Source organism: Thiomicrospira aerophila AL3 (assembly GCF_000227665.2).
Classification (GTDB): domain Bacteria; phylum Pseudomonadota; class Gammaproteobacteria; order Thiomicrospirales; family Thiomicrospiraceae; genus Thiomicrospira; species Thiomicrospira aerophila.
In genome coordinates this window covers 330,364-342,533 of the sequence record NZ_CP007030.1, presented here as the reverse complement: position 1 = coordinate 342,533, position 12,170 = coordinate 330,364, and the positions used below count along the sequence as shown (strand labels likewise).

11 protein-coding genes are annotated in these 12,170 nt (G+C 49.4%); 6 read left to right on the top strand and 5 right to left on the bottom strand.

Going from position 1 to position 12,170, the window contains the following annotated elements; translation table 11 throughout:
• Positions 1-6 precede the first annotated feature (6 nt).
• Positions 7-1,377: an NAD-dependent succinate-semialdehyde dehydrogenase gene (locus THIAE_RS01660; RefSeq protein ID WP_006459760.1), complete on the top strand. Its 1,371-nt coding sequence runs from the start codon at positions 7-9 to the stop codon at positions 1,375-1,377.
• Between the two features lie 6 nt (positions 1,378-1,383).
• Here the strand turns inward: THIAE_RS01660 and THIAE_RS01655 are convergent, their stop codons facing one another.
• A complete protein-coding gene (locus tag THIAE_RS01655) occupies positions 1,384-2,583 on the bottom strand; it encodes a class I SAM-dependent rRNA methyltransferase (RefSeq protein WP_006459759.1) in 1,200 nt (399 codons plus the stop codon).
• Positions 2,576-2,962 (bottom strand): glycine cleavage system protein GcvH, encoded by a 387-nt coding sequence (gcvH, locus tag THIAE_RS01650; RefSeq protein WP_006459758.1) that lies wholly within the window; start codon positions 2,960-2,962, stop codon positions 2,576-2,578. Before gcvH ends, THIAE_RS01655 begins: the two co-directional genes overlap by 8 nt.
• 121 nt (positions 2,963-3,083) lie before the next feature.
• Between gcvH and ggt the strand changes: the two genes are divergently transcribed.
• Positions 3,084-4,784: a gamma-glutamyltransferase gene (gene ggt / locus THIAE_RS01645; RefSeq protein ID WP_025299257.1), complete on the top strand. Its 1,701-nt coding sequence runs from the start codon at positions 3,084-3,086 to the stop codon at positions 4,782-4,784.
• A 15-nt stretch (positions 4,785-4,799) separates the two neighbouring features.
• On the opposite strand, the gene folM is transcribed toward ggt, so the two are convergent.
• Positions 4,800-5,525, bottom strand: a complete 726-nt coding sequence (gene folM, locus THIAE_RS01640; RefSeq protein WP_006459756.1) for a dihydromonapterin reductase — start codon at positions 5,523-5,525, stop codon at positions 4,800-4,802.
• 98 nt (positions 5,526-5,623) lie between these two features.
• On the opposite strand from folM, the gene THIAE_RS01635 reads away from it, so the two are divergent.
• Genes THIAE_RS01635 through THIAE_RS01620 form a run of 4 tightly spaced genes read left to right on the top strand, consistent with a single transcriptional unit; the run spans position 5,624 to position 10,529 of the window.
• On the top strand, positions 5,624-6,484 hold the full coding sequence (locus tag THIAE_RS01635; protein ID WP_006459755.1) for a TIGR01777 family oxidoreductase: 861 nt from the start codon (positions 5,624-5,626) through the stop codon (positions 6,482-6,484).
• A complete protein-coding gene (mutM, locus tag THIAE_RS01630; protein WP_006459754.1) occupies positions 6,477-7,307 on the top strand; it encodes a bifunctional DNA-formamidopyrimidine glycosylase/DNA-(apurinic or apyrimidinic site) lyase in 831 nt (276 codons plus the stop codon). Before THIAE_RS01635 ends, mutM begins: the two co-directional genes overlap by 8 nt.
• A 12-nt stretch (positions 7,308-7,319) precedes the next feature.
• Positions 7,320-7,814, top strand: a complete 495-nt coding sequence (locus THIAE_RS01625) for a hypothetical protein (RefSeq protein ID WP_006459753.1) — start codon at positions 7,320-7,322, stop codon at positions 7,812-7,814.
• 3 nt (positions 7,815-7,817) lie between these two features.
• Positions 7,818-10,529 carry a cation-translocating P-type ATPase gene (locus tag THIAE_RS01620; protein ID WP_006459752.1) on the top strand — a complete coding sequence of 904 codons (2,712 nt, stop codon included), beginning with the start codon at positions 7,818-7,820 and terminating at the stop codon, positions 10,527-10,529.
• Here THIAE_RS01620 and dut read toward each other — a convergent pair.
• Positions 10,526-11,002 carry a dUTP diphosphatase gene (gene dut, locus THIAE_RS01615; RefSeq protein ID WP_006459751.1) on the bottom strand — a complete coding sequence of 159 codons (477 nt, stop codon included), beginning with the start codon at positions 11,000-11,002 and terminating at the stop codon, positions 10,526-10,528. The genes THIAE_RS01620 and dut overlap by 4 nt on opposite strands.
• On the bottom strand, positions 11,002-12,081 hold the full coding sequence (locus THIAE_RS01610; protein ID WP_006459750.1) for an AI-2E family transporter: 1,080 nt from the start codon (positions 12,079-12,081) through the stop codon (positions 11,002-11,004). Before THIAE_RS01610 ends, dut begins: the two co-directional genes overlap by 1 nt.
• Between the last annotated feature and the right edge of the window lie 89 nt (positions 12,082-12,170).

Here is a 12,170-nt window from a genome sequence, read left to right as displayed (position 1 = left end):
GACTAGATGGCATTGCAATCAATTAATCCTGCAACCGGTGAAAAGCTGGCTGAATTTGAAGCCTGGGATCAAGAACGCTTAGATTTAGCGGTTCGCCGTGCGGCCGCTGAGTTTCCTGAATGGTCACAACGCACCTCGATGGCAGAGCGTTGTCAGTTGATGAAAAACGCCGCTAGAGTCTTGCGTGAACAGCAAGATGAACTGGCGAAACTCATTACCCTTGAAATGGGTAAGTCGATTAATGAAGCCAAATCCGAAATCGAAAAATCCGCCTGGGTGTGTGAGTTTTATGCCGAAAACGGCCCGGCCTTCTTGGCCGACGAGCTGATTGAAACCGATGCCAGCAAAAGCTATATTTGCTACCAACCGCTTGGCGTGGTGCTGGCAGTGATGCCTTGGAACTATCCGTTTTGGCAGGTGTTTCGCTTTGCTGCGCCGGCACTGATTGCTGGAAATATTGGCTTGTTAAAACACGCCTCGAATGTACCGCAATGCGCCCAAGCTATTGAACAGGTATTTTTAGATGCGGGCTTCCCGCCCTATGTCTTTACCAACTTAATGATTGGCTCCGATCAGGTGGAAAGTGTGATTCGCCATCGTCACGTGCGCGCTGTTACACTAACCGGTAGCGAACCAGCCGGACGCAAAGTCGCGGCCATTGCCGGAGCGGAATTGAAAAAGACCGTGCTTGAGCTGGGTGGCTCGGATGCCTTTATTGTGATGAACGATGCGGATATACCGGCGGCAGTGGAGGCGGCGGTAACCAGCCGTTATCTAAATATGGGGCAAAGTTGCATTGCCGCTAAGCGTTTCATTATTGATCAGTTTGTTTACGAAGACTTTATTAGTCGTCTGAAAGCGGCTGTGGAAGCTAAGTTTGTGGCAGGCGACCCGCTCGAACCAGCCACCACGCTCTGCCCGATGGCGCGTCAAGACTTGTTAGACGAGCTGCATCAACAGGTACAAACCTGCGTTAAATATGGCGCGCGCCTAGTAACCGGCGGTTATCAACTGGATCGCCCCGGTTGCTATTACGCACCGACCATTTTGGCCGATATTTCTAGCGCGATGCCCGCCTATCGTGAAGAGTTTTTTGGGCCGGTTGCCTTGATTTTTAAAGCTACTGAACCGGCGCATGCCGTGGGTTTAGCGAATGCGACCAACTTTGGTTTAGGTGGGGCTGTTTGGAGTAGCGATGGCGCCACAGCCGAAACTATGGCGTTGCGAATGGAGTCCGGCGCGTGTTTTGTTAATGGCTTTACCAAGTCTGATCCACGCTTACCCTTTGGTGGCGTGAAAAACTCCGGTTATGGTCGCGAACTGTCTTATCACGGCATTCGCGAGTTTACCAACGTCAAATCGATTTGGATTAAATAACAGCGATTACCATTTTGGCGATACCCTAAAAAACAGCGTTTTTAGGTACTCTGTTTCAGGTATCGCAGGATGAATCGGATGATCCGGCGCCTGCCCCGCTTGATCAAATAGGGTCACGGTGCGATCTAAATGACTGGCGGCAGCTTGGACCTGTGATATCAAAGTCGCTCGCGGCATGTGGTGTGAACAGGATGCCGACACCAATACACCATTCGGCTCGACTAAACGCATCGCCAACTCATTAACCCGTCGGTAACCTTCTGAACCCGCCTTAAAATCTTTTTTTCGTTTAATAAAAGCCGGCGGATCGACAATCACCACATCAAATTTTTCAGCCTGTTGTGCGAGTGCCGTCAGCACTTCAAACGCATTGCCTTGATAACTGGTGACTTTATCAGCCACACCATTCAGCTCCGCATTAAGGTGCACACCATCTAGCGCTGCTTCAGAAGCATCAACACAAGCGACTTCGCGCGCACCGGCCACGGCGGCTAATACGCCCCAGCCCCCTAGGTAGCTGAACACATCCAGCACGCGCTTATCCTTGACCAATTCGGCACAACGCGCCCGCCCTGAACGATGATCATAAAACCAGCCAGTTTTTTGTCCCCCTAGACCGGGAACAATAAAACGCACTCCATTTTCAACCAGTTCCACTTGCTCGGGTAGCTCGCCATAGGCCAGCGCTTGATAGCGCTCTAAGCCTTCGATATCTCGGCTAGCCGTATCATTACGCCACACCACCGCACGCGGGTGATAAAGATTAATCAACACTTGCAAAACATCATCTTTACAGGCTTCCATACCCGCCGTGGTAATTTGGGCGACAAACACATCGTTAAAACGATCAATCACCAGGCCTGGTAACCCATCACTTTCACCAAAAGCAAGACGATAATAAGGCTGGTCGTAGTTGAGTTCGCGGAGTGCTTGCGCTTGTTGTAAGCGTTTTTTAAAAAAGGTCATCCCTAGCTGATGTTTGGTGTCACGGCTAAACACTCGCGCGCAAATGAGGCTATTAGGATTAACATAGGCCAACCCCAACGCCTTGCCATTACTCGCTTCAACCACAACCTGTTGACCTGGCTCAAATGCCTTTAACGGCGTAACCTGGGTATCCACTTCGTTACTGAACACCCACATATGACCTTGCTTAATGCGGCGTTCTTCGTTCTTTTTTAAGCGTAGATTTTGTAAATCAGCCATCGATTTCGGCCTGGTAGTCTTCTGCGGTAAATAGATCCTCTAGCTCGCTAACATCATCGGGCTTAATCTTAAATAGCCAGCCGGCGTCATAGGGTTCATCATTAACCAATTCTGGCTCATTTTCTAAGGCTTCATTGACCGCTACAATTTCACCACTGATGGGTGCATGAATATCGGAAGCCGTTTTAACCGATTCAAGCACCATAATGTCATCACCGGCACTGACACTATCACCCACTTCCGGTAGGTCGGCATTCACTAAATCGCCCAAAGACTCTTGGGCAAAATCTGTAATTCCCACCACGGCTAAACCGTCTTGGTCAATATAAACCCATTCGTGGGTCGTGCAGTATCTAAGGTGTTCAGGTAGTCGGCTCATCTTTGGTGGTTCCGTATAAAAGGTGTTTTTGAAAGAGAATTTTGGCTATTATAACGGAGGCTTACTATTAATGCAGTCACACCGATTATTTATACACTCCATCTTGTTAAAAGGTTTATTTATGCGCTTGTTTAAAGCCACCCTTGCTAAGCACTGTCTTCGTATTTGTGCCCTATCTTGTTTGCTTTACCTTCCTAGCAGCCAGGCTTACCAGCACGCAGTGGCGATGCCTGACCATTATTCAGCCACGATTGCCCAGCATATTCTTGATCGTGGGGGCAATGCTGTCGATGCCGCTGTGGCCGCCTCATTTGGTCTCGCGGTGACCTACCCTGAAGCCGGCAATTTGGGCGGGGGTGGTTTTATGCTGATGCGAATGCATCATCACAATTGGTTTTTAGACTATCGTGAAACCGCTCCGGCTCGCGCCCATCGTGACTTATTTTTAGATGAACAAGGTGAGGTGATACCCTTTGCGTCATTATTAGGACCGCAATCTAGCGGCGTACCGGGTCAAGTGATGGGCTTGTGGCAAGCGCATCAACGCTTTGGTCATTTACGTTGGCAGGAGGTTTTAGCACCCGCGATTGAATTAGCTGAACAGGGTTTTGTGGTTACAAAAGAATTGGCTGATGTTGCTGAATGGTATAGTGGCTGGTCTAGCGATAAAGGCTATAGTAACAACTTTAATACTTATTTTGGCAATTTGGTTGTGGGTGAGCGGCTGGTTCAGCCTGAGCTGGCGGCAACGCTAAAGCGCCTGTCACGTGATGGTGTGCGGGAGTTTTATCATGGTGAAACGGCCGATTTAATTGTCGCGCATCAACAACGTATTGGCGGTTTGATTACCCATCAAGATCTGGCCAACTATCACGCCATTTGGCGCGAACCTGTACAAGCTAACTGGCAAGGTATGACGGTCGTGTCCGCCCCACCGCCCAGCTCAGGCGGTATTGCGCTGATTCAATTGCTATTGATGGCCGAACAACATCAACTGGCACTCAAGGCTGAATCTCATAATTCGGCGCACTATATCCATATTCTAGCGGAGCTGAAAAAACGCGCCTATGCCGATCGTGCAGAATACTTAGGCGACAGTGATTTTGTTGCCGTACCGATAGAAAGGTTGATTGATCCCGCTTATATTGCTAAGCGCGCCGCTGAGATTGACCTGACTGCCCCCAGCGCTACTGAAGCCGTTGCACCAGGCCTGGCACCGTTTAATGAGTCTGAACAAACCTCGCATTTTTCAATTGTAGATCGCTGGGGCAATGCGGTGGCCAGCACCTTTACCCTAAACATGCCGTTCGGTAATGGCTGGGTCGTGCCTGGAGCCGGCTTTTTAATGAACAATGAAATGGATGATTTTTCTGCCAAACCCGGCGTGCCCAATTTATATGGTGTGATAGGGAATGAAGCGAATGCCATCGCGCCTAACAAACGGATGTTGTCATCGATGAGCCCAACCCTCGTCATTGCGAATCAAAAGGTCGATGCGGTACTGGGCACGCCAGGCGGTTCAACGATTATTACCAGCGTGTTTCAAACCCTGCTTAACAGTTACTGGTTTACTATGCCGTTACAGCAAGCCATTGATATCACTCGCGTCCATCATCAACTTTGGCCATCACAACAGATAGGTTTTCACCCAGAACTCGATAGCAGCACACAACAACAATTGCGCGAGATGGGGTATCAAGTGGAAGCACGACGCTTTTTTGGCGATATGCAAGTGATTAAGCGACAAGCCGATGGCACGTTTGACGCAGCATCAGACCAACGTGGGCGCGGTGAAAGCCGCGTTTGGCCGCAACCGCAGTAACTATTACTTGTTCGGTTATTTATCCAGGCGTTGGCCGACCAAACGGCTACCACCATCTAAGGGCAAAATCGTGCCCGTGGTGTAGGGGTTATCCAGCAAATAATCGACAGCATGGCATAAAACCTGCGCACCCGGCTCCATGGGCAACAATAACCGGTCTAAACGCGCTTGACGATAGGCCGCACTGTCTTGCGGATGAAAGGTTAATAAGGCCGGAGCAATGGCATTAACTTTTACATCGGGGGCAAAAGCTTGCGCAAAAGACAAGGTCATATTCTCTAGTGCAGCTTTGGTTGCTAAATAGGCAATTTTCGACGGATGACCTTGGCTAACGCGCGCATCTGAAATACTGATAATATCTTTTTGCTCGGACTGACAGGCTTGTAACAAGGGCAAGCAGGCCTGGTTAAGCTCATAAGGCGCACGCACATGCACATCAAACTGTTTTTGCAACGCATCCGGTGCCGAATCCGGCCACCAGAGCGAGGCATTGTGTATCAAGGCGCGGAGACTGCCGACCTGTTCGGTTAGTTTTGGCATCAGGTGTTTAACCGCATCGGGATGATTAAAATCAACCTGAAACCCCACTGCGCCGGCAGCTAACAACTGCTCAACGCCAGGCTTGAGGCTTCGATAGGTAAATACAATCGGATGCGGACGCTGTTGGATTAAATGCTGCGCCAACGCCAACCCGATTCGCTGACCTGCCCCGGTAATCACGATTGCCTGTTTGAGTTTCACACTGCCTCCTGATTCCCTTCACAATTTAAACTATAATAAATGAAACAGAATTCTACTGTGTTGACCTCTCGCATAAAAGCGCAAAAAAGGAACAGATCATGAAGATTGTTATTCTAGGCGGTACAGGATTTGTGGGACGTCACCTATCACGTCATCTTACCGAGCAGGGCCATCAGGTCACTGCGCAAGGGCGCTCAGCATTTAAGGACTTAGATCACCTCACCCAACTCATTGATAACCAAGATGTGGTGATTCAATTAGCGGGCGCCAATATTGGGGAGCGCTGGAATGAAGCCTATAAACGCGAACTTTATGATAGCCGGATTGCCACCAGCGAACTGCTACAAAAAGCCCTAGCGAAAGCAAATACCCCACCCGAACGCATTTTAGCGGCTTCTGCAATTGGTATTTATCCGCAACGCCCTTGTGGTCAACCCCTTGACGAACGGTGTACCGATGTCGATCCAGGGTTTTTAGGTCATTTAGGCCAAGCCTGGGAAGCCGCTAATGCCCAACTGACGCCCGCGCCACTGATTATGCGTTTTGGCGTAGTACTCGGATTGGATGGCGGTGCATTGGCGAAAATGTTACCGGCCTTTCGTTTGGGCGGAGGTGGCCCGGTCGCCGGAGGGCAGCAATGTTTCAGTTGGATTCACATTGATGACTTGGTTGCTGCGATCAGTTGGGCACTGGGCCAACCGACGCTTAGCGGGGCCATTAACTTCTGCGCACCCGAGCCGCTGACCCAAGCGGCATTTGGTCGTACCTTAGCTCATGCATTAGGTCGCCCATTTTGGCTACCGATGCCAGAAGTTGCGCTAAAAATCCTGTTTGGTGAAGGCGCACAAGTCTTGACCCACAGTAGTTGTGTGGTGCCGACCCGTTTAACTGAATTAGGTTTTAAATTTACCTACCCTAATGCCACCTCGGCCATAAAACACTTGGTGAGCCGTGCCTGAATTACCTGAAGTTGAAACAACGCTGCGTGGCATTGCCCCGCATTTAAACGGGCAAACCGTGGCCAGCCTGACCGTCCATCAAGGACGGTTACGCTGGCCGGTGCCAAGTGATCTTGCCGCTAAAATTACCCAACAACCGATTACCCGCTTAAGTCGCCGCGCTAAATACCTATTGCTTGAGTTTCCGACCGGGACGTTGATTATTCATCTCGGCATGTCTGGCTCGTTACGCATTTTAGACGCCAATACACCCCGCAAAAAACACGACCATATTGATTTGTTAACCACCCAAGGTCAAACCCTACGTTATCATGACCCGCGCCGCTTTGGCGCTTGGCTCTGGACCGATGACACTGCAACATCCCATCCATTGCTCGCCCACTTAGGTCCCGAACCTTTAGATGCTGCGTTTAATGCAAGCTGGCTGTTACAACAGGCTAAACATCGCAAGATTCCATTGAAAACGCTGATTATGGATAACAAGGTCGTAGTAGGTGTTGGCAATATTTATGCCAATGAATCGCTGTTTTTAGCAGGCCTCCATCCTGCGCTGCCCGCTAAAGACTTGTCGCAACAGCAGGCCGAGAATTGGGTGATGATTGTTAAACAGGTATTGGCTAAGGCCATTGAACAAGGCGGCACCACCCTACGCGACTTCTATCATGCTGATGGTCAAGCGGGCTATTTTAAACAACATCTTTATGTCTATGGCCGTGCCGGTGAAGCCTGCCAGGTGTGTGGCACAGGGCTCGAAAAAATGATTATTCAACAACGCGCCAGTGTATTCTGCCCAAGATGCCAGGCACTTCCCAGCTCGTCGTAAAAGGAGAGCCAAATGCCAGCTTACTCAATTAATAACACGTCATTCAAATCGCTTAGCTTAATGGCCGCCGTCATCACAGGCCTAGTTGCAACCCTGATAATGCTTGGAGGATGTAGCGACAGCACCAAAGGACCAAGCTGGCCCTTATTGACCGACTGTGATTTACATCAGCAGGCCTGCTTGGCGACCAGTCCTGATCAAACCCAACAGGTCGAGTTGGCGCTGTCGCCGCAACCCATCCCGATTGCGCGCCCTATTGAAGCCAGCGTACAACTGCATGGATTTGAGGATGTCACTAAGGTGGAACTGGATATCGCCGGCATTAATATGTACATGGGATATAACCGCGTCAACCTCCATGCACAGCCAAACAATATGTTTGCCGGTCAAACCATGTTAGCTTTTTGTACCAACGAAGTGATGCAGTGGCAGGTCACCCTGCTCATTCACCATAGCGATGGCCAAGTCAGTCAAGTGCCCTTTCTACTGGAAACGCGAAATCGCTAAATCATGCCAAAACTCCCTTATCGTCAAGATCCCGATGCACTAGCCGCCGAACTGAATACTGACCTCTCGTGCGGCATGACGCAGCACGCCGCGCAACAGCGCCGGCAAGAAGACGGCCCCAATATATTTACTGACACAGCGACCATTTCGTCCTTAAGGCTACTGTTACAACAATTCACCAACCCACTGTTAATTGTATTGATGTTTGGTGCACTGCTATCTTTTGTTATTGCCCATTATGTAGATGCGATTGCTATTGCGGTTATTATCCTAATCAACGCTTTGATCAGCTTTGTCCAAGCCTATAAAGCGCAAAAATCTATTGAAGCCCTTCGCACTATGGCCGCACCTAAATGCTGGGTGCGGCGTGATAATCAATGGCAGCACCTTGCGGCACGTGACCTGGTGAGAGGCGACATCATTAAGCTCGATACCGGTGCTATTGTGCCTGCAGATGCCCGCTTGATAGACATAAGTAGCTTACATATTGATGAGTCAGCGCTCACGGGTGAGTCAGAACCGGTTAGCAAGCACACCCAAACTATTAACAACAAGACGCTAGCCGTTGCCGATCAAACTAATATGGTCTTTATGAGTACCGCCGTCACCCATGGCCAAGGTACTGCTCTTGTTACCGCTATCGGCATGAACACCGAGGTTGGGCATATTGCGCAACTGATGCAACAAACTGAAACACGCTTGACTCCCTTACAACTGCGCATTTTACGCCTATCCAAGCTGCTCATCTGGGCGGCAGCCGTAATTATTTCAACCATCATCATTCTCGGAATGTTACAGAGTTTTGGCTGGGCAGAATTAGCGCGCACGGGCATTTCATTAGCCGTTGCCGCAATCCCAGAGGGCCTTCCAACCGTTGTTACAATCGTATTAACCTTGGGCGCGTATCAAATGATGCGCAGCAACGCCCTAGCCAAACAACTCAATGCAGTTGAAACCCTAGGCTCTACCAGTATTATTTGTTCTGACAAAACCGGCACACTTACCCAGAACAAGATGCAGGTAACTCAAATTTGGCAAGCCAATCAATCCTATCACTTAACCGGATTAGGTTATGAACCACAAGGTGAGTTCCTAGCCAGCGACTCTTCGCAAGCAAGCCAACCTATTGACCCAACTCAACACACTGACCTCACCCAATTGCTCGACTATGCCGCACTATGCAATGATGCCGTGCTAATCATCGATAACGAACGCTACAGCATTCACGGCATGCCCACAGAAGGCGCGCTCATTGTGGCCGCAGCCAAAGCTAACATTACCCAAGCGTCCCTGGCAACGCGCTTCAAGCGACTGGCTAGCCAACCCTTTGACTCTGAGCGCAAAATGATGAGCGTGGTCATTCAAGATCAAGATCAGCAGGCCTGGTTAATTGTAAAAGGCGCGCCCGATGTGTTATTAGCTCGCTGCAACACCGCTTTAATCGCTCAACAACAAGCGTCTATTACAAGGGTTCATCAAGATGCATTAGACGCAATCGCGTCTTTTGGGCAACAGGCGTTACGAACCTTAGCGGTGGCCATTCGACCATTGACACCCGCCGAAGCGGCAAAACCCGATTTGTCACTGGAATATGATTTAACCCTAGTGGGTCTGTTTGGTATTATTGATCCGCCTCGACCTGAAGCGATAACAGCAATTGCTGATTGTCACGAAGCCGGCATTGCTGTTGCCATGATTACCGGTGACCATGCCGAAACAGCCAAAGCCATTGCCTTTCAAATGGGCATTACCACTACAGCTGAAGCACCATGTTTAGTCGGTGAAGAATTAAATCAACTCGACGAGTTTCAACTGACTCAGGCCGTTAAGAAAGTGCGTGTATTTGCACGCGTAACCCCCGAACACAAACTGCGCATAGTTCAAGCCTTGCAAGCCAATCAAGAAGTGGTCGCCATGACAGGAGATGGCGTCAATGATGCACCGGCACTGCGCAGCGCTGACATAGGGGTCGCCATGGGCATAGCTGGCACAGGGGTCGCCAAAGAATCTGCTGATCTGATTTTACTCGATGATAACTTTGCCACCATCGTCATGGCCGTAAGAGAAGGACGGCGGATTTATGACAATATTCGCAAATTTATTCGTCAAGGCCTCACGGCCAATGTCAGTGAAGTCAGCGCACTATTATTTGCCTTTGCTTTCATCACCAATGAGCCCCTGCTGACACTCGCGCCCCTAATGATTTTATGGGTCAACTTAATAAGCGACGGCTTGCCAGCACTTGCACTGGGCATTGATCAAGCAGAAAAAAATGTTATGTCTCGCCCACCTCGATCAAGCCAGGAAAGTTTATTTGCGCAACATTTAGGCACCAAAATTATTGTTCGAGGCTTAGTACTGGGCGCCATTACCTTTGGCGTATTTCAATGGGCTATCTTACAGGGCTACGCCGAAAGCTATGCACAAACCTTGGCATTTATGACGCTTATTTTTGGCCAGCTTGTCCATATTTTTGACGCTCGCAGTTTTGGCACGCTCTATGATCGCAATCCATTCAACAATCCCGCATTAGTGCTGATGGTGCTGGCCTCGGCCAGCTTATCGATATTGATGGTATATTGGTCATGGGGTCAGCTGGTACTTGGGACGAGTGCACTGACGATAGAGCATCTTCTCATTGTTATGTTCATTGCGGCCTTGCCAACCCTGATCTTATCGGGCGCTAACAAGCTGTTTCGATGGCACTGGCTCTAGGCTCGCCCTGAATGACCAAAGCCGCCTTGGCCACGGTCACTGGCATCACTAAATTCGCTTACCTGTTGAAACTGCGGTTGCAGTACCGGCACAATCACCATTTGTGCAATCCGCTCACCTACTGCAATTTCATAAGGCTGATTGCCCCGATTCCAGCAGGATACTTTCAGTTCGCCCTGATAATCTGAATCAATCAACCCCACCAAATTCCCTAACACCAAACCGTGTTTATGCCCCAAGCCTGAACGCGGTAAAATCATTGCAGCCAAACCTGGATGAGCTAAATGTACCGCCAACCCCGTGGGAATGAGTAGGGTTTGCCCTGGCACAATGGTGAGGGGTTCGGCAATTGCGGCCCGTAAATCCAGGCCTGCTGATCCTTCGGTCGCATAGGCAGGAAATGGAATCGTGTCACCGATGCGTGGGTCTAAGATTTTATATTCAAGGGTCAGACTATCTTGCACGTTTAACATTATTGGGTTCCTTTTGATTCTTGAGTTGTAGAAGTATTTAGATGCTCAGGTTCTATGACAGACGGCGCTTCATTTGACAGCATAATGCCGATCCAACGTGTCGCTTCGTTTTGCTCAAGGGCAATCTTAACAATCATGGTCAGCGGGATAGATAAAAACATCCCAACGGGACCAAATAACCAACCCCAGAGTATTAATGATAAAAACACGACCAACGGCGACAAACCTAGCCCTTTGCCCATGTAGCGTGGTTCAATTAAACTACCCATCAGCACGTTAATCACGATGTAACCCAGTGCGACAAAGGCGGCATCACCAAAGCCGAGTTGAACCATCGCCAGCAACACCGCTGGAATCGCGGCAATCAGCGAGCCGACGTTGGGGATAAAATTCATTAGCATCGCCACTAAGCCCCAGAGTATAGGAAAATCAACGCCTAAAAACATTAGCCATAAGGTAACCAGTAGGCCTGTTATAAAACTGATGATGGTTTTAATGAGCAAATATTTGTTAACACGATCCATAAAGCCACTGGTCAGCTCAATCGTAAAATTCGCTTTCTTGCTGGCCGCTTTAAGCTTGGCGGGTAATTGCGCTTCTTCCATCATTAAAAAGATAACAATAAACACCACTAAAAAGGTACTGGTAAGGAGTGAACTGACAGCGGATAAGGCCGTGCCGATGGAGCCCATCACCGTAGCCGGATTAATGTGCTGCATAATCATGTCGCGGGTTAAAGGGATATTAAACTGTTCGGCGAGCGGTACCAGGCCGGTTAGCATGATTTGTAAGCGCATTTGATAATGCGGCAATTGCAACATAAACGCATTGATTGACTGACTAACAATCGACACCAACCCGCCGCCAACAATAATCAGCACCGACAACACAATTAGCACGGCCGCATAACCGGGAATGCCGCGCTTGGTGAGCATTCTTAAAAATGGGCTGCTGATAATCGCAATAAACAACGCCAACATAATCGGAATGGTAATGGATTCAGCGGCTTTAAGGCCGGCGAGAATAATAATAATCGCGGCCAATCCGACTAACCAATTAAGGCCTTTGCTCTCTGTCATGGTGGAATATGTCCTACTAAAAATGAGTGGCATCAGTTTAGCACCTCGACAGGGTGCTCGTCATCAAAGCGTCATGTTGCTAGGGGTAA